This window comes from Archangium gephyra (assembly GCF_049060025.1).
Lineage (GTDB): Bacteria > Myxococcota > Myxococcia > Myxococcales > Myxococcaceae > Archangium > Archangium gephyra_A.
This window is the reverse complement of record NZ_JBMEQQ010000002.1, coordinates 3,800,318-3,824,575: the sequence shown is the minus strand read 5'-3', so window position 1 is coordinate 3,824,575 and position 24,258 is coordinate 3,800,318. Positions and strand designations below refer to the sequence as shown.

General features: G+C 67.8%; 20 protein-coding genes and 6 tRNA genes. 24 read left to right on the top strand and 2 right to left on the bottom strand.

The features are described 5' to 3' along the window. Positions 1-26 precede the first annotated feature (26 nt). From ACN28I_RS16530 to ACN28I_RS16515, 4 genes are all read left to right on the top strand, one after another. On the top strand, positions 27-2,105 hold the full coding sequence (locus ACN28I_RS16530; RefSeq protein WP_420942971.1) for an ATP-dependent helicase: 2,079 nt from the start codon (positions 27-29) through the stop codon (positions 2,103-2,105). A gap of 143 nt (positions 2,106-2,248) precedes the next feature. Further along, positions 2,249-2,695: a 50S ribosomal protein L13 gene (rplM, locus tag ACN28I_RS16525; protein ID WP_420942970.1), complete on the top strand. Its 447-nt coding sequence runs from the start codon at positions 2,249-2,251 to the stop codon at positions 2,693-2,695. Between the two features lie 51 nt (positions 2,696-2,746). Next, a complete protein-coding gene (gene rpsI / locus ACN28I_RS16520; protein ID WP_047856232.1) occupies positions 2,747-3,148 on the top strand; it encodes a 30S ribosomal protein S9 in 402 nt (133 codons plus the stop codon). Positions 3,149-3,299: 151 nt separating this feature from the next. Continuing rightward, positions 3,300-4,670, top strand: a complete 1,371-nt coding sequence (locus tag ACN28I_RS16515) for a type IV pilus twitching motility protein PilT (RefSeq protein ID WP_420942969.1) — start codon at positions 3,300-3,302, stop codon at positions 4,668-4,670. A 192-nt stretch (positions 4,671-4,862) separates the two neighbouring features. Here ACN28I_RS16515 and ACN28I_RS16510 read toward each other — a convergent pair whose 3' ends face one another. Then, positions 4,863-5,624, bottom strand: coding sequence for a hypothetical protein (locus ACN28I_RS16510; RefSeq protein ID WP_420942968.1), 762 nt, complete (start codon positions 5,622-5,624; stop codon positions 4,863-4,865). 34 nt (positions 5,625-5,658) lie between these two features. Here ACN28I_RS16510 and ACN28I_RS16505 point away from each other — a divergent pair, with 34 nt between their 5' ends. The 13 genes from ACN28I_RS16505 (at position 5,659) to ACN28I_RS16445 (ending at position 13,924) form a co-directional block, all read left to right on the top strand. After that, entirely contained in the window at positions 5,659-6,165 is a 507-nt protein-coding gene (locus tag ACN28I_RS16505) for a regulatory protein RecX (protein WP_420942967.1), read from the top strand. A gap of 15 nt (positions 6,166-6,180) precedes the next feature. After that, complete coding sequence (locus ACN28I_RS16500) at positions 6,181-6,960, top strand: outer membrane protein assembly factor BamD (protein ID WP_420942966.1); 780 nt, start codon at positions 6,181-6,183, stop codon at positions 6,958-6,960. Then, positions 6,957-7,676: a hypothetical protein gene (locus ACN28I_RS16495; RefSeq protein ID WP_420942965.1), complete on the top strand. Its 720-nt coding sequence runs from the start codon at positions 6,957-6,959 to the stop codon at positions 7,674-7,676. The genes ACN28I_RS16500 and ACN28I_RS16495 overlap by 4 nt, the downstream gene beginning before the upstream one ends. A 98-nt stretch (positions 7,677-7,774) precedes the next feature. Beyond that, positions 7,775-8,725 (top strand): DUF4388 domain-containing protein, encoded by a 951-nt coding sequence (locus ACN28I_RS16490; RefSeq protein WP_420942964.1) that lies wholly within the window; start codon positions 7,775-7,777, stop codon positions 8,723-8,725. Positions 8,726-8,751: 26 nt separating this feature from the next. Further along, positions 8,752-9,804 carry a selenide, water dikinase SelD gene (gene selD / locus ACN28I_RS16485; protein WP_420942963.1) on the top strand — a complete coding sequence of 351 codons (1,053 nt, stop codon included), beginning with the start codon at positions 8,752-8,754 and terminating at the stop codon, positions 9,802-9,804. A 59-nt stretch (positions 9,805-9,863) separates the two neighbouring features. Further along, on the top strand, positions 9,864-11,108 hold the full coding sequence (gene chrA / locus ACN28I_RS16480; protein WP_420942962.1) for a chromate efflux transporter: 1,245 nt from the start codon (positions 9,864-9,866) through the stop codon (positions 11,106-11,108). Between the two features lie 76 nt (positions 11,109-11,184). Beyond that, positions 11,185-11,994: an N-acetylmuramoyl-L-alanine amidase family protein gene (locus tag ACN28I_RS16475; RefSeq protein ID WP_420942961.1), complete on the top strand. Its 810-nt coding sequence runs from the start codon at positions 11,185-11,187 to the stop codon at positions 11,992-11,994. An 84-nt stretch (positions 11,995-12,078) separates the two neighbouring features. Further along, on the top strand, positions 12,079-12,795 hold the full coding sequence (rph, locus tag ACN28I_RS16470) for a ribonuclease PH (RefSeq protein WP_420942960.1): 717 nt from the start codon (positions 12,079-12,081) through the stop codon (positions 12,793-12,795). Further along, positions 12,792-13,400, top strand: a complete 609-nt coding sequence (gene rdgB, locus ACN28I_RS16465; RefSeq protein ID WP_420942959.1) for an RdgB/HAM1 family non-canonical purine NTP pyrophosphatase — start codon at positions 12,792-12,794, stop codon at positions 13,398-13,400. The genes rph and rdgB overlap by 4 nt, the downstream gene beginning before the upstream one ends. A 64-nt stretch (positions 13,401-13,464) precedes the next feature. Then, a tRNA-Pro gene (locus tag ACN28I_RS16460) sits at positions 13,465-13,538 on the top strand. 32 nt (positions 13,539-13,570) lie between these two features. Beyond that, positions 13,571-13,647, top strand: a tRNA-Arg gene (locus ACN28I_RS16455). Between the two features lie 105 nt (positions 13,648-13,752). Next, positions 13,753-13,826 (top strand) — tRNA-His (locus ACN28I_RS16450). Between the two features lie 24 nt (positions 13,827-13,850). After that, positions 13,851-13,924 (top strand) — tRNA-Arg (locus ACN28I_RS16445). Between the two features lie 38 nt (positions 13,925-13,962). On the opposite strand, the gene bet is transcribed toward ACN28I_RS16445, so the two are convergent. Then, on the bottom strand, positions 13,963-15,168 hold the full coding sequence (bet, locus tag ACN28I_RS16440) for a phage recombination protein Bet (protein WP_420942958.1): 1,206 nt from the start codon (positions 15,166-15,168) through the stop codon (positions 13,963-13,965). Between the two features lie 267 nt (positions 15,169-15,435). On the opposite strand from bet, the gene ACN28I_RS16435 reads away from it, so the two are divergent. From ACN28I_RS16435 to lon, 7 genes are all read left to right on the top strand, one after another. Next, positions 15,436-15,508: transfer RNA gene (locus tag ACN28I_RS16435), tRNA-Lys, on the top strand. 107 nt (positions 15,509-15,615) lie between these two features. After that, positions 15,616-15,697 (top strand) — tRNA-Leu (locus tag ACN28I_RS16430). Between the two features lie 126 nt (positions 15,698-15,823). Further along, complete coding sequence (gene tig, locus ACN28I_RS16425) at positions 15,824-17,104, top strand: trigger factor (protein ID WP_420942957.1); 1,281 nt, start codon at positions 15,824-15,826, stop codon at positions 17,102-17,104. Between the two features lie 35 nt (positions 17,105-17,139). Next, on the top strand, positions 17,140-17,763 hold the full coding sequence (gene clpP, locus ACN28I_RS16420) for an ATP-dependent Clp endopeptidase proteolytic subunit ClpP (protein ID WP_420942956.1): 624 nt from the start codon (positions 17,140-17,142) through the stop codon (positions 17,761-17,763). A 207-nt stretch (positions 17,764-17,970) separates the two neighbouring features. Next, positions 17,971-19,251 carry an ATP-dependent Clp protease ATP-binding subunit ClpX gene (gene clpX / locus ACN28I_RS16415; RefSeq protein ID WP_420942955.1) on the top strand — a complete coding sequence of 427 codons (1,281 nt, stop codon included), beginning with the start codon at positions 17,971-17,973 and terminating at the stop codon, positions 19,249-19,251. A 208-nt stretch (positions 19,252-19,459) separates the two neighbouring features. Continuing rightward, entirely contained in the window at positions 19,460-21,535 is a 2,076-nt protein-coding gene (locus ACN28I_RS16410) for a prolyl oligopeptidase family serine peptidase (RefSeq protein WP_420942954.1), read from the top strand. A 198-nt stretch (positions 21,536-21,733) separates the two neighbouring features. Then, positions 21,734-24,172, top strand: a complete 2,439-nt coding sequence (lon, locus tag ACN28I_RS16405) for an endopeptidase La (RefSeq protein ID WP_420942953.1) — start codon at positions 21,734-21,736, stop codon at positions 24,170-24,172. Positions 24,173-24,258: the final 86 nt, after the last annotated feature.

Sequence of the window (24,258 nt, the reverse complement as noted above, 5' to 3'; positions counted from 1 at the left end):
CAAAGGGTATCCCCGAGCCGCGCGCAATGGACCTCTCGAAGCTCAACCCCCCGCAGCGCGAAGCCGTGCTCACCACCGAGGGCCCCCTCCTGGTGCTGGCGGGCGCTGGCAGCGGCAAGACTCGCGTCATCACCAACCGCATCGTCCACCTGCTCGACAAGCGGCCGGGTGGACTGCTGGCCCGCAACATCCTGGCCGTCACGTTCACCAACAAGGCCGCCACGGAGATGAAGGAGCGGCTGGTGCACATGGCGGGCCCCCGGGCCCAGAACGTGCTGGTGTGCACCTTCCATGCCTTCGGCGCGGAGATGCTCCGCGAGGACATCTACCGGCTGGGCTGGCCCAAGAAGTTCACCATCGCGGACCAGGGAGACCAGGCCGCCATCATCAAGCGGGCCATGCGCGAGCGGCGCATCGACGACCGCACCTTCGATGCCCGCAAGGTGCTCAATCTCATCTCCAAGGCGAAGAACGCCGGCAAGACGCCCGAGCCGCTGGGGGAGGGGATGGGGGATGACTACGATCTCATCGCCCACATGGTCTACGAGGGCTACCAGCTCGCGCTCAAGGCGCAGGGCTCGGTGGACTTCGATGACTTGCTGATCCTCCCCTCGCGGCTGCTGCGCGAGCACGAGGACCTGCGGCACAAGTACACCCAGCGCTTCCGCTACCTGCTGGTGGACGAGTTCCAGGACACCAACCAGGCGCAGATCGATCTGCTGACGCTGCTGGCCAGCGGCGAGACGCGCAACGTGTGCGTGGTGGGGGACGACGACCAGTGCATCTATAGCTGGCGCGGCGCCGAGGTGCGCAACATCCTCAGCTTCGACAAGTACTTCGCCGGAGCCAAGGAGGTGCGGCTGGAGCAGAACTACCGCTCCACGCAGGTGGTGCTGGACGCTGCCAACGCGGTGATCGCCAAGAACCCCGAGCGCAAGGCCAAGAAGATGTGGTCGGACCGCAAGGGCGGCGAGCGCATCAAGGTGGTGACGGCCCCCACCGAGGAGGAGGAGGCCCGGTACGTGGCCACCGAAATCTCCCGGCTGATGGCCGGAGGGATTCCGGCGGATGAGATCGCCATCCTCTACCGGGTGAACGGCCAGGCGCGCCCCATCGAGGAGATGCTGCGCGAGAAGAGCATCCGCTACGAGGTGGTGTCGGGCAGCGAGTTCTTCGACCGGCGCGAGGTGAAGGACGTCATCGCCTACTTCAAGCTGATCGCCAACCCGCGGGACGAGACGGCGCTCTTGCGCATCATCAACGTCCCGGCGCGGGGCATCGGCGACGTCACCATGGAGCGGCTGGTGTCGCACGCGCGGCGCGACAGCGTGTCGCTCTGGGGCGCCATGGAGCGCGCCGATGGCTACGAGGACCTGCCCAAGGGCGCGGCCGAGAAGGTGAAGGACTTCCTCCAGCTCGTCGAGCGCTACCGGCAGTCGTACGAGACCGGCAAGCTGGCCGAGGTGACGCGCAAGCTGCTGGAGGAGATCGGCTACAAGGACGACGCGAAGTCGCTCACCACCTCGCAGGCCAGCGCGGACCGGAAGCTCAAGTCCATCGACCACGTCCTCAACTCCCTGGAGTCCTTCGAGAAGCGCGAGGGCCCGAAGGCCAGCCTGCTCACCTACCTCAACCGGCTCAGCCTCGACACCCGCCAGGAAGAGGAGGAGGTCCCCGGCGCCCACAAGGCCGTCACCCTGATGACCCTCCATGCCTCCAAGGGCCTGGAGTACCGGGTGGTCTTCTTCATCGGGATGGAGGAGGAGCTCATGCCCCACAAGGGCATGCAGGGCGAGGCGCAGAACCTCGAGGAGGAGCGCCGGCTCTGCTACGTGGGCATCACCCGGGCCAAGGAGCTCCTCTACCTCACCCGGTCCGCCATGCGGGTGAAGCGGGGCAAGGAGGTGCCGCGCACCCCCTCTCGCTTCCTGGACGACATCCCCCCGGAGCTGGTGGAGCTGATCGACCTTGACGCACCGCGCAAGGGCCCTCCGGGCGAGCAGGAGAAGAACTTCTTCGCCAACCTCAAGGAGCGCTTCAAGGCACCGGGGACGAGCGGGGGAGTGGCCCCTGGCCCCAAACCGGCCGTGGGTGGAGCACGGTGAACGCAGTGCGACCTTGACTTGCCCCCCGCCCGCCTCTAAGACGGTCGGCCTTTCCGGGCCGGTTTGGAAGTTTACAGGCCAGACCCGTGGTTGCTACGGCTACAGGCGCTTACGGCGCCAACCATGCTTTTGGAGTTCAAACAATGTCGCAGAGGACCTACAGCGCGAAGTCGGCGGATATCAAGCGCGAGTGGCACATCATCGACGTGAACGGCAAGGTGTTGGGCCGCGCGGCGAGCCAGATCGCCACGCTGCTCAAGGGCAAGCACAAGCCCACGTACACCCCGTCCATCGACACGGGTGACCACGTCATCGTCATCAACGCCGACAAGGTGAAGGTGACGGGGACGAAGGAGCAGGACAAGATGTACTACCGGCACTCCCGCGCCGGTTTCCCCGGTGGCTTGAAGAGCACCAACCTGGCCAAGCTGCGTGCCCGGCACCCCGAGGACATCGTCCTCAACGCCGTGCGCCGCATGCTGCCGCGCAGCGCCCTGGGCCGTCAGATGATGACCAAGCTCAAGGTGTACGCCGGTGACACCCACCCGCACGCCGCGCAGAAGCCCGCGACGCGCGAGGTCGAGGCGTAAGCGCTGTCCTACCTTCCCCACTTTCCGCACCCTATTTAGAGAAGAGACGACATGGCTACCGCCACCGAGAAGGGTTTCTATGGCACCGGCCGCCGCAAGGAGGCCACCGCGCGCGTGTGGATCCGCCCGGGCACTGGTGTTGTGATTGTCAACGGCCGCGACATCAACGTGTACTTCGGCCGCGAGACGTCCAAGATGATCCTGAACCAGCCGCTGGACGTGCTGGAGCAGAAGGGCAAGATCGACATCGAGGTCAACGTGCGCGGCGGCGGTCTGAGCGGCCAGGCCGGCGCCATCCGCCACGGGCTGTCCCGTGCGCTGTGCAACTACAACCCCGAGTTCCGTCCCGCGCTGAAGAAGGCCGGTTTCCTCACGCGTGATGCTCGCGCGGTGGAGCGCAAGAAGTACGGCCAGCCGGGCGCGCGTCGCCGGTTCCAGTTCTCCAAGCGCTAAGCCGTTCGCACACGGTCTCGCTGGAGTACACGCACGGCGGGGGTTCCTTCGGGAGCCTCCGCCGTTGTGCTTTGCGGGCCGGGGCAGGCGAGCGCGCCGCGTCCAGGCCCCCCTCGTCGGCACGGTTTGACGTGCTACCATCGGCGCATCCATGGAACTCAACGAGATCCTCCAGATTGCGCTCCGCGGCGGTGCGTCCGACATCCACCTCAAGGCGGGCCTGCCGCCCATGTTCCGTGTCGACGGCTCGCTCGTCCCGCTGAAGGACGCCAAGCGCCTGCCTCCCGAGGAGGTGGCGCGCATGGTCTTCGGCATCATGAACGAGTTCCAGAAGGAGAAGTTCAAGCAGAGCAACGAGGTGGACCTGGCCTACGGCGTCCCCGGGCTCGGCCGCTTCCGCGTGAACGTCTTCCAGCAGCGCGGCACCATCGGCGCGGTGATGCGCGTCATCCCCACCAAGGTGATGGCCATCAAGGAGCTGATGCTCCCGCCCATCCTGGAGAAGATCTGCCTGGACGAGCGCGGCCTCATCCTCGTCACCGGCACCACCGGCTCGGGTAAGTCCACCACGCTCGCGGCGATGATCGATCACATCAACGCCACCGAGACGAACCACATCATGACCATCGAGGATCCGATCGAGTTCCTCATCCGGGACAAGCGCTCCATCGTGAACCAGCGCGAGGTGGGCGTGGACACGATGTCGTTCGCCCAGGCGCTCAAGAGCGCGCTGCGGCAGGATCCGGACGTCATCCTCGTGGGCGAAATGCGAGACCACGAGACCATCGAGACGGCGCTCGCGGCGGCGGAGACGGGCCACCTGGTGATGTCCACGCTGCACACGCTGGACGCCACGGAGACCATCAACCGCATCGTCTCGGCCTTCCCGCCGTACCAGCAGAAGCAGGTGCGCATCCAGCTCGCGAGCGTGCTCAAGGCGGTGGTGAGCCAGCGGCTGATTCCGCGCGCGGATGGCAAGGGCCGCGTGGCCGCGGTGGAAGTGCTGCGCTGCACCGCGCGCGTGAAGGAGCTCATCGAGGACAAGGACCGCACGAAGGAGATCGCGGACGCCATCTCGCAGGGTTTCGACACCTACGGGATGCAGACCTTCGACCAGTCGCTCATGTCGCTGGTGAAGCAGGGGCTCGTCACCTACGAGGAGGCCCACCGGCAGGCCACCAACCCGGACGACTTCGCGCTGCGCTTCTCCGGCATCAGCGCCACCTCGGACTCGAAGTGGGACAACTTCGACGGCAGCGCCGCCAAGCCGGTGCCGGGCACGGCCAGCTTCGGCCAGAACCAGCAGCCCGCGCCGGCCGCGACGCCGGCCCGTGTTGCCGCCGCGCCCCGTCCGGGTGCTCCGGCCTCGGTGCCGCGTCCGGGCGTGCCCGCCGCGCCCGCCGCCGCCTCTCGCGCGGGAGTCCCTGCGGTCGGTGCGGCCCGTCCCGCGGCTCCGGCGCCCGCTCCCGCGGCCCCGAAGGCGCCCGCGGCCGACGACGACTTCCAGATCGAGCGCTTCTGACGGGAAATCATTCCCTCTCCCTACGGGAGAGGGTCAGGGTGAGGGTATTTGTCCCCGTGTTCCAACCCGTGTGGCGCGGGCTCAAGGGGATCCAACCCGAGTCCACCTGATACCCTCACCCCGTCCCTCTCCCGAGGGGAGAGGGGACAGCTACGGGGGTTGCTCTACGGGGGTTGCTCTACGGGGGTTGCTCTACGAGGGAAGCTCTTCGTCTTCGCCTTCCTCGTCCCCGAGCTGCGCCCGCAGGCGCGAGAGCCGCTGGGTGCCGATGAGTCCCTCCTTGGCCAGCACCTGCAGGAAGTCCACGATGGCGCGCAGCCCGACCTCCATCCCGGCCTCGGGCTTGCCGGCGATCTCGGTCTCGTAGAGCGCCTCCATGTGCTCGGGGTTGATGGGGGTGGGCCCCTCGCCCCAGGCGATGTTCACCAGGGCCCGGGAGATGAGCGCGCGGACCGTCCGCTCCGCCTCATCCTTGGCGCCCTTCTCGAAGCCGAGGATGAGGGCATCCACCTGCTCGCGGGTGAGGGCGGCCAGGGAGGGCACCTCGCCGAGCGCCTCCTGGACGAACGAGCTGTCGAACGTCTCCACCTCCTCCTCGTAGCCGAAGGCCTCCTCCAGGAGGATGGCGGCGATGAAGGCATCCGTCTCGTCGTCGGTGGCGCCCTCGGCCTTGAGGGCCTCCCGGGCCTTGAGGGTGGCGTCCTGGAGGGCGGGGTCCTTGGCGATGGCGCGCGTGGCGGCGTAGGCGGCGAGGAAGACGACGGCCGCCTCGGCATCCGAGGAGAGGTGGCGCTTGCCCTTGCCACCCATCAGCTCGTTGCGCTTGTCGGGGTGGGCGGAGGCGGTCTGGGCGAAGAGCCGCTCCTCGGGCCCGAGCGGCTCTCCGTTCTTCTCCTTCTCGAGAGTCTCGCGGGCGGCTTCGGGGCTGAGGTAGCGGGCGATGAGGGGGTGCATGCCGCGCCTGTTACCACATGCTAGAGAGCAGGCGATGGACTCCGAGGACACCCCCCCCGAGGAAGTCAAACGTGCGACGGACGCGTGCCTGCGACTGTTGGCCGTGCGCGCCCGCAGCCGGCACGAGTTGCTCACGGCGCTCGAGCGCAAGGGCTTCTCCGAGCCGGTGCGCACCGTGGCGCTGGCGCAGGTGACGGGCTGGGGCTACCTCGATGACGAGCGCTTCGCCCGGGATCGCGCGGCGGCGTTGCTGCAAAAGGGCAGGTACGGCCCCCAGGCGGTGGAGCAGCGGCTCCAGGCCCACGGGCTGAGCCGCGAGGCGGCGAGCGAGGCGGTGGCCCAGGCCCGTGGCGCGGTGGAGTTCGACGCGGAGGCGGCCGCGCGCCAGGTGCTGGAGCAGCGGGGCCTGTCCGGCCGGAAACTGGAGCCCAAGGAGCACGCCCGGGCTGGCCGTCTCCTGTTCAGCCGGGGTTTCTCCGAGGACGTCATCCAGCGGGTACTCGGTGACGCGACGCTGGAACCTTCGGGCGCGGACGATTAGCTTGCTTCCCTACCCATGCGTCTTCTTCGAGCTGTCTGCCTGACTGCCCTCCTGTGCACCGCCGCCGGCTGTGCGGCCCTCTCCACCGGCCAGAGCGGGGATCCCGACTTCGCCGCGGATGCCGCCGCCAACCTCCAACTGGGTGACGAGGCCCTGGAGCGCAAGGACTTCCTCCAGGCCGAGCGGTACTACGAGCACGTCCGGACCAAGTACCCCTACCTCGAGGTGGCCAACGAGGCCGAGCTGAAGCTGGCGGACCTCGCCTACGCCCAGGAGACGTACGCGGAGGCGCGCGAGAAGTACCAGTCCTTCATCAAGCTCCACCCCACGCACCCCAAGGTGGACTACGCCGCGTACCGCTCGGCCCTCTCCCACTTCGCCGACATCCCCGCGGACCTCTTCATCCTGCCTCCCTCGACGGAGAAGGATCAGACCGAGGTGCGGGCCGCCCTGGTCTCCCTCAACGACTTCGTCCGCCAGTACCCCAACTCCCAGTACGTCCCCGAGGCCAAGAAGAACATCGAGGAGACGCGCCGCAAGCTGGCCGAGCACGAGCTGTACGTGGCTTCCTTCTACGCCCGGCGTGAGCGCTGGAAGGCCGTGGTGCAGCGGCTGGAGGGGCTGTTGAAGAACTACCCGGGCACCGCCATCGAGGAGGAGGCCCTCTTCGACCTGCACGAGGCCTACGTGAAGCTCAACGACACCGAGCGGGCCCGGCAGACCCTGCAACGGGTCATCGAGCGCCTGCCGGGGACTCCCGCCGCCGAGCGGGCCCGGCGGATGATGGGCTCGTGAGGAGCACCGAGGACTGGAGCCGGCTGGGCGGCGGGCTCATCATCGTGCTGGCCGCCGCGGCCGCCATGGTGGTGCTCGTCCCGCGCCTGTTGGGCGTCGCCGCCGGTCCCGAGGCGGAGATCATCACCGCCCTGAAGACGACCGAGCGGGAGGGGTTGTCGATGACCCTCCCCGGCGTGCAGGCGCCGCTCGAGTCCCAGAAGCACTACTTCGCGCGCATCACCGTCAACGTGGAGCCCGGAGGGGAGCGGGCCGTGGCCTGGGCGACCCTGGATTTCGACGGCAAGCTGGGCGCCACGGCCATCAGTTCGCTGGGAGTGGAGCGGGTGCCCTTCGTCCGCCGCGGGCGGGAGTGGGTGCCGGAGAACCTGGCCGCGCCCCGGTTGGCGGCGGTGGTGCGGGCGCTGGAGTCCCGGCGCCGGGCCCTGGAGTCGGGAAACCGTCAGGCGCTGGCGGGCCTGCGTGCCCCCGGCCTCGAGGCCAATATGGGGGGAGGGGAGGCGGAGCTGGAGCGGGTGCTGGAGCTTCCAGCGGCGCCGCTACCGGGCCGAGACGTGGTTCTTGCGGCTCGAGCGGGACGAGGCGGTGGCCACCGAGACGTGGCGGTTGGAGGGGGAGTTGCTCTCCCGGCCCGTGGACGAGAAGGGCCAGCGCCGGCTCTCGCTGATTCGTCACGGAGAGGAATTCTTGTTTTCGTCCGGTCTCATGTAGGCTAGTCGCCGTTCTCAGTTGGGCTCGGTTGGGGTGGGATGGGTGGAGCAGCGGGAGGGAAGCCGAGGGCCATGGCCACACTCATCATCGAGGTCGTAGCACCGTGAGCACTCCGAGCGGATCGCCGGCGAAGACGTACGCGCTCAAGTTCATCTCCGGCAAGTACCAGGGCGGCGAGTTCCCGCTGAAGGCGGAGAAGCAGATCGTCATCGGCCGCTCGAGCGAGCTGGACATGGTGCTCGTCGAGGACATGGTGTCGCGCAAGCACGCGCGCATCATGGTCAACGGCACCGGGATGATCTCCATCGAGGACCTCGGCTCGACGAACGGCACGTTCGTCAACGGCGAGAAGGTCAAGCAGGCCACGCTCAAGGAGGGGGACCGCATCCTCATCGGGACCTCCATCCTCAAGCTCATCCTGCAAGGCGCCGGGGTGGGCGAGGTCGACGAGGTGGTGGCCAAGCAGCGGTTGGAGGAGGCCGCGGTGCAGGCGGCGCGCACCTCGACGAAGGCCTCGTCCATGACGGGGAAGATCGAGGAGATTCCGCTGCCGGACCTGCTGCAGCTCTTCCACACGTCCAAGAAGAACGGCGTGCTGGTGGTCACCAACGACCACGAGGCGAAGATCTACCTGCGCCAGGGCCGCGTGTACTACGCGGTCATCGACGAGAACCACAACCTGGGGCCGCAGAAGAGCTTCAACCGCATCATCACCTGGGAGCAGGGTGACTTCGAGCTGCGGCCGGCCGACCCCCAGGAGTTCATGGTGGAGCTGGACTCGTCCACCGAGGCGCTGCTGATGGACGCGCTGAGGCAGCTCGACGAGTACAAGCGCATCCAGAAGGACCTGCCGACCATGGGCACGCAGCTCACGCTGGCGATGCCGATGACGGCGCCGCTGCGCGAGCTGACGCCGGAGCTGCTGGACGTGCTGCAGCAGGTGCACAACTACGGCTCGCTGGGTGGGGTGCTGGACCACTCGGAGCAGGACGACGTGCAGGCGGCCGAAGCGGTCCTGCAGCTCATCAAGCGCGACTACGTGCGCGCCAGCTAGCCACTACTCGACTTTCGAGGTCCACCGTGTCCGAAGAGCAGAAGCCGCGCCGGCTCACCGAGCTGGCGCATTGCGCGGGTTGAGCGGCGAAAATCCGTCCCGCGGATCTGGCGCAGGTCCTGCGCCAACTGAAGACTTCGAAAGACACGAGGGCGCTGGTGGGCTTCAACACCAACGATGACGCGGCCGTGTATCGCGTGGCGCCGGGGCTGGCGCTGGTGAGCACGGTGGACTTCTTCCCGCCGGTGGTGGACGACCCGTACCAGTTCGGGGCCATCGCGGCGGCGAATGCGCTGTCGGACATCTATGCCATGGGGGCCAAGCCCCTGTTCGCGCTCAACCTGGTGGGCTTCCCCAAGGATCGGCCCATGGAGGAGCTGTCGCGGATTCTCGCGGGAGGCCAGGCGAAGGCGGACGAGGCGGGCATCCCCATCCTGGGCGGGCACTCCATCCAGGACCCCGAGCCCAAGTACGGGCTGGCGGTGACGGGCCAGGTGCACCCGAAGAAGGTGCTGACGAACGCCGGGGCGAAGCCGGGGGACGTGCTGATGCTGACGAAGCCCCTGGGCTCGGGCATCGCGACCACGGCCATCAAGCGCGGGGTGGCTTCCAAGGAGCTGACGTCGCGCGCGGTGGCGCTGATGTCGGAGCTGAACAAGAAGTCCGGTGAGGTGTTCGCCTCGGGGAAGTTCAAGGTGAACGCCCTCACGGACGTGACGGGCTACGGGCTGCTCGGGCACCTGCTGGAGATGATGACGGGCGCGAAGATGAAGGCCTTCCTGGACCTGGAGCGCATCCCCATCCTCTCGGAGGTGCCGTCGCTGGCACAGCAGGGCGTGGTGCCGGGCGGGACGAAGTCCAACCTCGCCCACGTGGGCAAGAAGGTGCGCTTCCCCAAGGGTCTGCCCGAGGACATCCAGTGGGTGCTCGCCGACGCGCAGACGAACGGGGGCCTGCTGGCCTCGGTGCCTGCGAAGGACGTGGCCAAGGCGTACCGGGCCCTGGAGCGGGCCGGCGTGGACGTGGCCCTCATCGGAGAAGTGGGCGAGGGCCGCCCCGGCATCGAAGTCGTTGGGTGAACGGCACTTCGCTCGGGGAGTGATGGACCGCCCCTGTCCGTGAGCGCGAAATCCGCCTCATGACGAGTGGGGATGCCGGTACGGCGGTGGTGGCCGGGGACGCCAAGGACGTGGCGGTCCCCCACGAGCCCCTGGGGCGGCTCTTCCTGCGCTTCCTGCACTTTGGCCTGCTCGCGTGGGGCGGGCCGGTGGCGCAGATCGCGATGATCCGCCACGACCTGGTCGAGAAGGAGAAGTGGGTCACCCGCGAGCACTTCAACCGGGCGCTGGCGGTGTACCAGGTGCTGCCGGGCCCCGAGGCGCACGAGCTGTGCGTCTACTTCGGGATGCTCTCGCGCGGCCGCATCGGTGGCCTGCTCGCGGGGCTGGGCTTCATGTTGCCGGGCTTCGTCCTGATGCTGGGCCTCACGTGGCTCTACCTCCGCTATGGCCTGGGCCAGCCCTGGGTGGGCGCGGTGTTCGGCGCGGTGCAAGCCGCGGTGGCGGCGCTCATCGTCCGGGCGGTGGCGCGCATCGGGCAGCACGTCCTCGTGGACCGCTGGTCCTGGGGCGTGGCCGTGCTCGCCGCGCTCGCGCAGGGGGCGGGGGTGCACTTCGCCTTCTCGCTCGTGGCCTCGGGCCTCATTCTCGTGCTGGCGAGGAAGGGGCTGCGGCTGCCGGCCGTGGCGTTCGCCGGAGCCTGCGCGGTGGCGGTGGGGTTCTTCCTGGTGCTGCACGGCTTCGCCCCCATGGGAGCGGGTGGGGCGGACGTGGGGCAGGGCACTGTCCAGGGCCATGCGTCACTCCCTCAACTCCTCTGGTCGGGCCTGCGCAGCGGCATGCTCACCTTCGGCGGGGCGTACACCGTCATCCCCTTCCTCCAGCGGGACGCGGTGGTGACGGGGGCGTGGATGACCAACGCGCAGTTCCTCGATGGGCTCGCGCTCTCCGGGCTCATCCCCGCGCCGCTCATCATCTTCTCCACCTTCGTGGGCTACCTCGGCGGCGGGCTGGCGGGCGCGCTGGTGCTGACGGCGGGCATCTTCTTCCCGGCCTTCGCCTTCACGCTCCTCGGGCACGACTTCTTCGAGCGCTCGCTGAACCACCCCCGCCTCCGCTCCTTCCTCGAGGGGGTGACGGCGGGCGTGGTGGGGCTCATCGCCGCGACCACGGTGGGGCTGATGCGCGCCAGCCTCACCGGCATTGCCCCGGTGGTCATCTTCGCCGTGGCGCTCGCGGTGCTCTTCCGGTGGCACTCGAAATTCCTCATACCGCTGGTCATCGGCGCGGCGGCGCTCGCCGGACTCCTGCTCCAGGTGGGGTGAGGGCAGGGGAGCGGACCCGGCCGTACCGCCGGCCGCTGGCGGTCCGCCGGGAGCGCCTCTACGATCCCTCCCGGCCATGACGCTCCGACTCCCCGCCCTCGTCAGTGTGCTCGTCCTCCTCTGTCTGCCCGCGTCCTCGCGCGCGGCCGAGCGCCCCGCGCGCATCGTGGTGGACCCGGGCCATGGTGGTGACCAGGGAGGGGCGACGAGCCCCTCGGGCCTGCTCGAGAAGGACGTGTCGCTCCAGGTGGCCCACCGGGTGCGGGAGCGCCTGGAGAAGGAGCTCGGGGCGCACGTGCTGATGACGCGGGACGAGGACCAGTCGCTGCCCCTGCCCGAGCGGGTGGAGTTCGCCAACAAGCAGCGGCCGGACCTCTTCGTGTCCATCCACTGCAACGCGATGCCCACCCGGCGCACGCGCGCGCGCGTCCAGGGCATCGAGACGTATTTCCTCTCGGCCAACGCCTCCAACGCCGCGGCGCGGGCGGCCGCGGACCGCGAGAACGCCGAGGCCCCGGCGGCGCGGGGGGCACGGGGAGACTCCACGCTGGCCTTCATCCTCCACGACCTGGCGCGCACGGAAGCGCACCAGGACTCCTCGCGCCTGGCGTACGCCATCCACCAGAAGCTCATCGCGGCCACGGGAGGCGCGGACCGGGGGGTGCTGCAGGCGCCCTTCTATGTGCTCAACGGCGTCGAGGCCCCCGCCGTCCTCGTGGAGATTGGCTACCTCACGCACCCGGACGAGGGAGGCCGGCTGGCCCGCGCCGAGTACCAGGAGCGGCTCGCCGCGGCCATCACCGAGGGCATACGGGCCTTCCTGGCCGAGGTGCGCCGGCGCGACTCCCCGAAGGGCCCGAAGGTGGCGGCTCCCGCGACTCCCTGACAGAGGCGCGCACTCACGACGGACAGCGGGGCGGCTCGTCTGCTAGAGAGGCGGGCCCGTTTCCCCCTTCCGAGGAGCCTCCCCATGCGGTCCTTCAACCGTGGGGCGCTGGACATGCGCCCCGTCACCCTCACCCCCGCCATCACCCGTCACGCCGAGGGCTCGACCCAGGTGGAGTTCGGCGATACCCGCGTGCTCGTCACCTGCTCGGTGGAGGAGCGGGTACCGCCCCACCTGATGGGCAAGGGCTCCGGCTGGGTGACGGCCGAGTACGGCATGCTGCCGCGCTCCACGCACACCCGCACGCAGCGTGAGGCCGCCAAGGGCAAGCAGACCGGGCGCACGCTGGAGATCCAGCGGCTCATCGGCCGCTCCATGCGCGCCGCGGTGGATCTGCCGGGCCTGGGCGTGCGCACCTTCACCCTGGACTGCGACGTCCTCCAGGCCGACGGCGGCACCCGCACCGCCTCCATCACCGGCGCCTACGTGGCCCTGGTGCTCGCGATGCGCAAGCTGCACAAGGCCGGGGTAATGTCGCGCATGCCGAAGCTCACCCCCATCGCCGCCGTGTCCGTGGGCGTGGTGAAGGGCGAGGTGCGGGTGGATCTCGACTACGACGAGGACTCCACCGCCGACGTGGACCTGAACCTGGTGGCCACCGATGACGGCCGCATCGTCGAGGTGCAGGGCACCGCCGAGCACCAGCTCTTCGATCGCAAGACGATGGACGCGATGCTGGACGCGGGACTGGCCACCATCCGCCAGCTCACCGAGGCCCAGCAGAAGGTGCTCGGCGCATGAAGCCCCGTCTGCTCTTCGCCACGGGCAACGCGGGCAAGCTGCGCGAGCTGCGCGGCCTCGTGGGAGACGCGGTGGAGGTGGTCTCCCTCGAGGAGCTGCCGCCCATCCCCGAGCCCGAGGAGACGGGTGCCACCTTCGAGGAGAACGCCGAGCTCAAGGCCCGCGCCTACGCCGAGGCCTCCGGACTGCCGGCGCTCGCGGATGACTCGGGGTTGTGTGTGGACGCACTCGGAGGACGGCCCGGGGTTCACTCGGCGCGCTACGCCGAGGGCGACGACAAGGCGCGCTACCAGAAGCTGCTCGCCGAGCTGTCGGGCGTTCCGGAGGAGAAGCGCACCGCGGCCTTCATGTGCGCGCTCTGCCTGGTTCAGCCGGGCGGGGGCCGCGCCATCATCGAGGTGGGCCGCTGCGAGGGGCGCATCGGCCACGAGCCCCGGGGCTCCCACGGCTTCGGCTACGATCCTGTTTTCGTCCTGCCGGGAGGCAGGGCGCTGGCGGAACTGACGTCCGAGGAGAAGGCGGCCATCTCCCATCGAGGCCGCGCCTTCCAGAAGATGCTGCCCCATCTCCAAGCGATGGCGGGCGGACAACCTGTCGGGGGGTGAGCAGGCGTCAGGAACGTTTGCCTTGCGCGTCCGTTCCGGATGGTTCAACAATGTTGAACTTCATCGGGGCGTAGCGCAGCCTGGTAGCGCACCTGCCTTGGGCGCAGGGGGTCGGAGGTTCGAATCCTCTCGCCCCGATACAGCAGCACCGCGGTAACGGAGAAGACTGGGTGCCAGTAGCTCAGCTGGATAGAGCATCGGCCTTCTAAGCCGAGGGTCGTGGGTTCGAGTCCCGCCTGGCGCGCCACCATCTCCGTTGTGACAAAAGGGGCTTGAACCGTAACGGTTTCCACGGTAGGGAAGCCGCCACGTTTCAGCGCGGTTGTTCCAGCGCGAGTTGTTCGTCGTAACGGCGGCCATAGCTCAACTGGTTAGAGCGCAGGACTGTGACTCCTGAGGTTACCGGTTCGATCCCGGTTGGCCGCCCTCTTTGAATCCCCCCCGCTTTTCGCGCCTATAGCTCAACTGGATAGAGCATCGGCCTTCGAAGCCGAGGGTTGGGGGTTCAAGTCCCTCTGGGCGCACAGCAGCACCCCCTCTCGAGGGTGCTGCTACGGCTCGCTCAGGCCTTGGCGCCGTCCACCGCGGGAACGCGGCAGCGCAGCTCGGCTTCGGCCTCGAGCGCCGCGAGGTTCTCGCGCATCGGCCGGGCCCACTTCGCCTTGGGCTGCTCCATCAGCTTCTCGTGAGCCAGGTCGATCGTCTCGGCCAGCTCCTCGTCGCTGAGCTCCGAGGCCGTCTTGCCCTTGTGCGGACCGAAGGCCACCACCACCGACGAGCTCTTCAGCTTCGCCGGAGCCTCCAGGGCCGGTGCCGGCTCGGCGGCCGGAACGGGCTCCAGGTGGGTGTTCTTGGCCTTCACCTCGGCCTTCACGTCCTTCGCCTTGGCGGTGTCCTTGGCCACCATCGGCTCGCGGACCTCCTTGGCGGAGGTGGCCGCGGGACGCGCCTTCACGGACTCGCGGACCGGCTCGGGTTCACGCACGGTCTCCTTGTGCGTTTCCTGAGCCTGCACCGGGGCCGGAGTGGGAGCGTGCTCCTTCTCCTCGCGCGCCTCACGGGGAGCCGTGGGCAGGGGAGGGAAGGACGCCTTCACGGGGCCGGAGCGGGTGCCCAGCACCTCGTAGCCGCCGTGCGAGGACGCGGGCTCGGCCTGCGCCGGCTCGAACTCCTCGGCCGGCATCTCCTCGCGCACGTACAGGCCGCCGAAGGCCTCGGGGTACGCCTTGCGCAGGGCCGCCACGCGCGCGCACTTCTCGATCATCGTCGTGGGAATCTTGGCCCACAGCGGCGTCTGCTGGACGTAGCCCGCGAAGTCCAGCCACACCACCACCGGCAACTTCCCATCGCGCACCACCCGCGACCAGGCCCCCACCAGGCTGCCCTTGCGCTTGGCCGGGTTGAAGCGGTGCACCACCTCGCCCTTGCCCTGGTCCACGATGATCTCATCCTCGGCGTACACCGCACTCGCCTGGATGCCCTTGAAGTCCGGGAAGCGCTCCGCGCGCGCCAGCATTCCCGCCTCGGAGGGCTGGAACTCGTAGCGCGTCACCCAATTGGGCTTCTCCCGGTTGCCCGCGTTCTGCCGGCGGGCCACACAGAAGGCCTCCTTCAGCAACGGGTCCAACCCGGAGCGCTTGCACTGTTCGATGAAGAGGGCGAACTCGTCCTCCCCGATGCCTCGGGGGCAGATGGTCCGCTTGATGAGTTCCACGCGCTCGTGGCTCCACTGGCCCGACGCGGTTTCCGCCTTGTTGTGTGCTTCCATGCCGCTGCTCTGTCTCCGCCTGCGAAAAGGGCGAACGACCACCGTCCGCCCGCACCTCGGGGAGGATTCAACCCTGGACGGAGTGCTTTGGCATCCCGATACTGAACACCTGTCCAGCGCCAGCTCGGAGGGCAGGCGGGCTCAGCGGCGGGGGTCTGGAGGGGTTGCGCGGGGGTCCGAAAAAAAGCATTTGACGTGGACCGCGTCGCACCGTACAAGCCGTCCCCGTCGACGCGCGGTGACGAACCGCGGCGGCGCACAAGAGTCGGGAGCGTAGCTCAATTGGTAGAGCAATGGACTCTTAATCCATAGGTTGTGGGTTCGATTCCCTCCGCTCTCACAGACCGGGGCCCCTTCAGCGATGAGGGGGCCCCGGTTCCTTTTTGGGGTCCTGGATTCGCGTGCGCCGGGCCCCGGTTTTCGGGTTACAACGCACGGTCAGCCCCCGGGCGGGTGGCGAAACTGGTAGACGCGCCAGACTTAGGATCTGGTACCGCAAGGTGTGAGGGTTCGAGTCCCTCCTCGCCCACACTCCGGCCATTTCGCGTTGACCGGATCGGACCTATCTCCTAAACGCGCACGTCCCATCTTCAGTGTCTTCACCCATTCGACACGCCGGCGTCCACGGTGCGCCCGGCGCGAGCGAGGCATCCCCATGAAGGTCCAGATCGAGGAGCTCTCTCCCATCGAGAAGAAGCTCTCCATCGAGGTCGAGCACTCCCGCGTGACCGAGGAGCTCACCCGGGCGTACAACGCGCTCGGCAAGCAGGTGAAGCTGCCCGGTTTCCGGCAGGGCAAGGTTCCCCGCCGCATCCTCGAGCAGCGCTACCGGGAGCAGGTGGAGGACGAGGTCATCCAGCGCGTGGTGCAGAGCGCCTGGCTGGAGGCCGCCCGGGAGCACAAGGTGGAGGCCGTGGCCCCGCCCCAGGTGACCAACAACTCCGGCCTCAAGGCCGACGCCCCCTTCACCTTCGAGGCCCGCGTCGAGGTGAAGCCCAAGGTGGAGGCCAAGGACTACCAGGGCCTGCCGCTCACCCGCTCCGACACCAAGGTCGAGGACAAGGACGTGGACGACCGGCTGACCCAGCTCCGGGAGAGCATGGCCCGGCTGGAGCCCGTCGAGGGCCGTGACACGGCGCAGATGGGTGACTTCGCCACCGTGGACTACGTGGCCACCGTGGACGGCAAGGACTTCCCCGGCAGCAAGGCCGACGACGTGACGGTGGAGCTGGCCGCCGGCGAGCTGGTGGAGTCCAACGTGGCCGCCCTCGAGGGCACCAAGGTCGGCGAGTCCAAGGAGCTGGACTACGGCTTCCCCGCCGACTACCGGGTGGAGGACGTGAAGGGCAAGACGGCCCGCTTCAAGTTCACCGTCAAGGGCCTGAAGAAGAAGGTCGTCCCCGAGCTCAACGACGACTTCGCCAAGGAGACGGGCGAGGCCCAGTCGCTCGAGGAGCTGCGCGGGAAGATCCGCTCGGACCTGGAGCAGGGCAAGCGCAACAAGGCCCAGGGCGAGGAGCGTGACGCGCTGCTCAAGGCCCTCATCGAGCGCAACACCTTCGAGGTTCCCAAGTCGATGGTGGAGCGCACCATCGACAACATGCTGGAGAACCGGCTGCGCGCCATGGCCCGCATGGGCATGGACCCGCGCCAGCTCAACCTGGACTTCGCCCGGCTGCGCGAGGACCTGCGTGAGGAGGCCACCAAGGAAGTGAAGGGGGCGCTGCTCATCGAGGCCATTGCTCAAAAGGAGAACATCCAGGCCAGCGACGAGGACGTGGAGAAGAAGCTCGAGGAGCTCGCCAAGGAGGCCAAGCAGGACATCGCCGTCGTCCGCAAGTACTTCAAGGGCCCCGAGGAGCGTCAGGGGTTGAGCCTTCGACTCCGCGAAGAAAAGACGATTGAATTCCTGAAGGGTCAGGCGAAGTATTCCTAGGAGTTCTTCTTCCTTCGACCCTTCACGAGGTTGTCATGCCCTTCATGCCCGTTCCCTACGTCATCGAGCAGACCCACCGGGGGGAGCGCTCGTACGACATCTACAGCCGGCTCCTGAAGGACCGGATCGTCATGTTGGGAACGGAGATCGACGATGACGTCGCCAACGTCATCGTCGCGCAGCTCCTGTTCCTGGAGTCCGAGGACCCGGACAAGGACATCAACCTCTACATCAACTCGCCCGGTGGTTCCGTGACGGCGGGCTTGGCCATCTACGACACCATGCAGTACGTGAAGCCGCAGGTGTCCACCATCTGCGTGGGCCAGGCGGCTTCCATGGGCGCGGTGCTGCTGCTGGCCGGGGCCAAGGGCAAGCGCTACGCCCTGCCCAGCTCGCGCATCATGATCCACCAGCCGCTGGGCGGAGTGCGCGGGCAGGCCACGGACATCGAGATCCAGGCCAAGGAAATCCTCCGCATGCGGGCCAAGCTCAACGAGCTCATCGTCAAGCACACCGGCCAGCCGATCGAGCGTGTGGAGAAGGACACGGATCGCGATTACTTCATGGGGGCGACGGAGGCCAAGGCGTACGGCATCCTCGACGAGGTGCAGAACCCCCGGAAGGTGCTGACGCCCCCTACGGGCGAGCGCAACAAGTAGGCGCCCCCTCGCGGGGCATACGGGCCGGAGCCGCGGGGAATGCTGCACCGCGTCTCCGGCTTCTGTTTTCTGCGCCTGTCGTTTTCGGCTGTTAAGTATCCGGCAGGTGCGTGGACGCCCCGGACAGGGGCTGACTAGATTGGCTTCAAGGCAGGGGGGCGGGCCGGTTGGGGAGCGCACCTCCAGGCAGTTGCAGCGAGGGCAAACATGGCGGGTAAGAACGTGGAGAAGCGAGACAACCAGTCCCTCTGCTGTTCGTTCTGCGGAAAATCGCAGAAAGAGGTGAAGAAGCTCATCGCGGGACCGACGGTCTACATCTGCGACGAGTGCATCGGACTGTGCAACGACATCATCGCGGAGGAGATCGACCGCGAGGAGACCAAGGACACGAAGCTGCGCATTCCGCGGCCCAGTGAGATCAAGGCCATCCTCGACGAGTACGTGATCGGCCAGGAGCGCGCGAAGAAGACGCTCTCGGTGGCGGTGCACAACCACTACAAGCGCATCGAGTCCAAGGTGGCCATGGACGACGTGGAGCTGCAGAAGAGCAACATCCTTCTGCTGGGCCCCACGGGCAGCGGCAAGACGCTGCTGGCGCAGACGCTGGCGCGCATCCTCAACGTGCCCTTCACCATCGCGGACGCCACGTGCCTCACCGAGGCCGGCTACGTGGGTGAGGACGTCGAGAACATCATCGTCAACCTGCTCCAGGCGGCGGACCACGACATCGAGCGGGCCCAGCGCGGCATCGTCTACATCGATGAGATCGACAAGATCGCCCGCAAGTCGGAGAACCCGTCCATCACCCGCGACGTGTCGGGCGAGGGCGTGCAGCAGGCCCTGCTGAAGATCATCGAGGGCACCGTCGCCAATGTTCCGCCCAAGGGTGGCCGCAAGCACCCGCAGCAGGAGTTCCTGCAGGTGGACACGACGAACATCCTCTTCATCTGCGGCGGCGCCTTCGGCGGGCTGGAGCAGGTCATCGAGCGGCGGCTGGGTGGCCGCAGCCTGGGCTTCGGCGCGGACATCCAGTCCAAGAAGCAGCGCAACCTCACCGAGCTGCTCAAGAACGTGGAGCCGGAGGACCTGCTGAAGTTCGGCATGATTCCGGAGTTCATCGGCCGTCTGCCCATCGTCACGGCGCTCGAGGAGCTGGACGAGTCGGCGCTGGTGAACATCCTCAGCCAGCCGAAGAACGCGCTGACGAAGCAGTACAAGAAGCTCTTCGAGCTGGACGGCATCTCGCTGAAGTTCACGGACGGGGCGCTCAAGGCGATTGCCTCTGAGGCCATCCGCCGCAAGGCGGGAGCGCGCGGCCTGCGCTCCATCCTGGAGAGCGCGATGCTGGACGTGATGTACGAGCTGCCCTCGCGCAAGACGGCGCGCGAGGTGGTGATCTCCGAGGAGGTCATCCTCAAGAAGAGCGAGCCGGTGGTGCTCCACTCCCAGGACAACAAGGAGACGGAGCCCAAGAAGGAAAGCGCCTAGTCGCAAGCGCGCCCAAGCGCCCGCGCGCAAACACCCGCGCGCGAGAACCCCTCTCCCCCCGGGAGAGGGACGGGGTGAGGGTATCCGGGCCCCAGGTTGAGCCCGTGCCCCCACCGCGCGTCACGGACGCCCCCGCCAGTCCCGCACTTTTCGTGGGACGGACGGGGGCGTTGCCTTATCTGCTGTCCCACGCATGGAGACGAAGCGGATGAATTTCCCGGCCACGAGGGCGGAGGCGGTGGTGGACACCCTGCACGGGGTGGAGGTAGCGGACCCGTACCGCTGGCTTGAGGACGAGAAGTCCCCCGAGGTGCAGGCGTGGATGAAGGCCCAGGACGCCTTCGCCCGGGAGCACCTCGAGCGGTTCCCCGGCCGCGAGGCGCTGCGCCAGCGCTACACGGAGCTCTTCTACGTGGAGTCCCTGTCCGCGCCGGCCATGCGCGGGAACCGGTACTTCTACGTCCGTACGCACAAGGACAAGGAGAAGGCCGTCCTCTATTGGCGCGAGGGCGAGAAGGGCGAGGAGCGCGTCCTGCTGGACCCCAACACCTGGAGCACGGACGGCACGGTGTCGCTGGGGATGTGGGCGCCCTCGTGGGACGGCCGGAAGCTGGCCTTCAGCCGCAAGCCGAACGCGGCGGACGAGGCCATCCTCCACGTGCTGGACGTGGACACGGGGAAGTGGAGCGAGGTGGACGTCATCGAGGGGGCCAAGTACGCCTCCCCGAGCTGGACGCCGGACAACGAGTCCTTCTACTACGCGTGGCTGCCCACGGACCCGTCCATCCCCGTGGCCGAGCGCCCCGGCTACACCGAGCTGCGCCTGCACCGGCTGGGCACGGATCCGAAGACGGACGCCCAGGTGCACCCGCGCACGGGGGACCCGAAGACGTTCCTCAACGGAGGCGTCAGCCGGGACGGCAAGTACCTCTTCGTCTACATCACCCGCGGCTGGAGCGAGAACGACGTCTGGTGGAAGCGGGTGGGGGAGAAGGACTTCCGCCTGTTGGTGAAGGGCGAGGGCGCCCGGTACGGCGTCGACGTCTGGGAGGACTGGTTCTACGTGCTCACCGACGAGGGGGCGCCCATGGAGCGCGTCTTCAAGGTGTCTCCGGACCGGCCCGAGCGCGCGGCGTGGAAGGAACTCGTTCCCGAGGACCCCGGAGCGGCGCTGCAGGGCATCAACATCGTGGGCGGACACCTGGCGCTCGCGTACCTGAAGGACGCCACCACGCGGGTGCGGCTGGTGACGCTCGAGGGCCAGCCGGTGCGCGACGTGGCGCTGCCGGGCGTGGGCGCGGCGAGCAACCTCTTCGGCCTGGAAGACCGCGACGAGGCGTGGTTCGTCTTCAGCTCCTTCAGCACCCCGCCGCAGGTCTACAAGACGTCCGTGTCCAGCGGGCGGGTGGAGCTGTGGGCCCGGGTGGACCTGCCCATCCAGCCCGAGCGCTACACGGTGGAACAGGCCTTCTCTCGCTCCAAGGACGGCACGCGGGTGCCCCTCTTCCTCGTGTACCGCAAGGACCTGAAGAAGACGGGGGACAACCCGACGCTGCTCTACGGCTACGGCGGCTTCAACCTCAGCATGCTGCCGTCGTTCCGCTCCAGCATCTACCCGTGGTTGGACGCGGGGGGCGTGTACGCGGTGGCCAACCTGCGCGGGGGAGGGGAGTACGGGAAGGCCTGGCACGAGGCCGGCCGCCTGGATCGGAAGCAGAACGTCTTCGACGACTTCCACGCGGCCGCCGAGTTCCTCATCCGCGAGGGCTATACCCGGCCCGACAAGCTGGCCATCCAGGGCGGCAGCAACGGCGGCCTGCTGGTGGGGGTCGCGATGACCCAGCGCCCGGAGCTGTATGGGGCGGTGGTGTGCCAGGTGCCCTTGTTGGACATGGTGCGCTACCACCTGTTCGGCAGTGGCAAGACGTGGATTCCGGAGTACGGCACGGCGGAGAAGCCGGAGGACTTCCGGGTGCTCCACGCCTACTCGCCCTACCACCACGTGAGGCCGGGCGTGCGCTACCCGGCCCTCCTGATGATGGCCGCGGACCATGACGACCGGGTCGACCCCCTGCACGCCCGGAAGTTCGTGGCCCGTGTGCAGAAGGCGGGACACGCCGCGCCCGCCCTGCTACGTATCGAAGCCAACGCGGGCCACGGCGGGGCGGACCAGGTGGCCAAGGCCATCGAGTCCAGCGTGGACCTCTACAGCTTCCTTTTCGAAGTGCTTGGCGTGCAGGCGGGCGGCATTGCATCCGCTGCGAACGCAAATCGGGCCCGCTAAACCAGCGGCCGGACACCCGTTGGCCCCGAGGTGTTCCCTTGCTTGCAGGCCAACGTTCCCCATCTTTCACGCGGGGAACGGCCGCCGGAGGGGCCGTGTTATAGAGACCGTCTTACCTGTTCGTACTCTCGGTGTGCGGGCGGGCAACTTTACCAGGGGCTTGCTACCCAGCGTGGCAAGCAGGCAGGTGGCGAATACATGTTCTTCGGACGAGACGACAAGAGGGATGCCCAGAAGCGTGGGAGCACCGTACCGCTCCTCCCGCTGCGGGACATCATCGTGTTTCCGCACATGGTGGTCCCGCTGTTCGTCGGCCGGGAGAAGTCCATCGCGGCCCTGAAGGACGCGATGGCCCACAAGGGCCCCGACGACAAGGCCGTCATCCTCCTGGCCGCCCAGAAGAAGGCCAAGACGAATGACCCGACGGCGGAGGACATCTTCCACTTCGGCACCATCGGTCACGTCATCCAGCTCCTCCCCCTGCCCGATGGCACGGTGAAGGTGCTCGTGGAAGGCGTGCGGCGCGCGCGCGTGAAGAAGTTCATGCCCAACGACGCCTTCTTCATGGTGGAGGTGGAGGAGGTCGAGGAGCAGAGCGAGAAGTCCGTGGAGCTCGAGGCGCTCGTGCGCAGCGTGCACTCGGTCTTCGAGGCCTTCGTCAAGCTCAACAAGCGCATTCCGCCCGAGATGCTCATGCAGGTGGCGAGCATCGACGACCCGGCGCGCCTGGCCGACACCATCGTCGCCCACCTGTCGCTCAAGTTGAACGACAAGCAGGCGCTGCTCGAGACGGAGAGCCCGGCCAAGCGGCTGGAGAAGCTCTACGAGCTGATGCAGGGTGAGATCGAGATACTGCAGGTCGAGAAGAAGATCCGCACCCGCGTCAAGAAGCAGATGGAGAAGACCCAGAAGGAGTACTACCTGAATGAGCAGATGCAGGCCATTCAGAAGGAACTGGGTGAGCGCGACGAGTTCAAGAACGAGATCCAGGAGATCGAGGAGAAGCTCAAGAACAAGCGGATGAGCAAGGAGGCCACGCTCAAGGTCAAGAAGGAGCTCAAGAAGCTCCGGATGATGAGCCCGATGAGCGCCGAGGCCACCGTCGTCCGCAACTACATCGACTGGATCATCAGCCTGCCCTGGTACGAAGAGACCCAGGATCGGCTGGATGTCGTCGAGGCCGAGCGGGTGCTCAACGAGGACCACTACGGCCTCAAGCGCCCCAAGGAGCGCATCCTCGAGTACCTGGCCGTGCAGCAGCTGGTGAAGAAGCTCAAGGGCCCCGTGCTCTGCTTCGTGGGGCCTCCGGGCGTCGGCAAGACGTCGCTGGCTCGCTCCATCGCCCGCGCCACCGGCCGCAAGTTCGTGCGTCTGTCCCTGGGCGGCGTGCGTGACGAGGCGGAAATCCGCGGCCACCGGCGCACGTACATCGGCGCCATGCCGGGCAAGCTCATCCAGTCGCTGAAGAAGGCGGGCAGCAACAACCCCGTCTTCCTGCTCGATGAGATCGACAAGATGTCCACCGACTTCCGTGGCGACCCGAGCGCGGCGCTGCTGGAGGTGCTGGACCCCGAGCAGAACCACAACTTCAACGACCACTACCTCGACCTCGACTACGATCTGTCGAAGGTGATGTTCATCTGCACCGCGAACACGATGCACAACATCCCCGGTCCTCTGCAGGACCGCATGGAGGTCATCCGGATCGCGGGGTACACCGAGCCCGAGAAGCTCAACATCGCGCGGCGCTACCTGATCCCCAAGGAGCAGGAGGCCAACGGGCTCGCGGACCTGAAGATCGACATCACCAGTGACGCGCTGCGGACCATCATCCACCGCTACACGCGTGAGTCCGGGGTGCGCTCGCTGGAGCGTGAGATCGGCGGCGTGTACCGGAAGATCGCCCGCGACATCCTGAAGAACGGCCGGCGCGACATCGTCGTCGACCGCAAGCAGGCGATGAAGTACCTGGGCACCCCGCGCTTCCGCTACGGCGTGGCCGAGCGCGAGGACCAGGTGGGCATCGTCACGGGTCTGGCCTGGACCGAGATGGGCGGAGAGATCCTCACTACCGAGGCCACGGTCATGCCGGGCAAGGGCAAGCTCATCATCACGGGCAAGCTGGGCGAGGTGATGCAGGAGTCGGCGCAGGCGGCCATGTCGTACGTGCGCACTCGGGCGGAGCGGTTCGGCATCGACCGCAAGATGTTCGAGAACTACGACATCCACGTGCACCTGCCCGAGGGAGCCATCCCGAAGGACGGTCCGTCGGCCGGTGTGACCATGTGCACCGCGCTCGTGTCCGCGCTCACCCGCATCCAGGTGCGCAGGGACGTGGCCATGACGGGTGAAATCACCCTGCGCGGCCGGGTGCTGCCCATCGGCGGCCTGAAGGAGAAGACGCTCGCCGCCCACCGCGCGGGCATCAAGACCGTCCTCATCCCGAAGGCCAACAAGAAGGACCTGAAGGACATCCCGAAGAAGATCCGCGCCCAGCTGCGCATCGTCCCCGTGGAGTTCGTGGACGACGTGCTGCGCGAGGCCCTCCTCCTGGAGAAGCCCGAGGAGTTCGGCCGCAAGGACCAGCAGAAGTCCTCGGATGCCCATCCCGCTACCGGAGTGTCGGCGCCGGCGTAGCGGCAGGCCAGAGGGTGAAGTGATTCGCGGGCCCCGGGGACTCCCCTGGGGCCCGTTGTCTTTTCGGGGGGCAACCAGGGATGCGA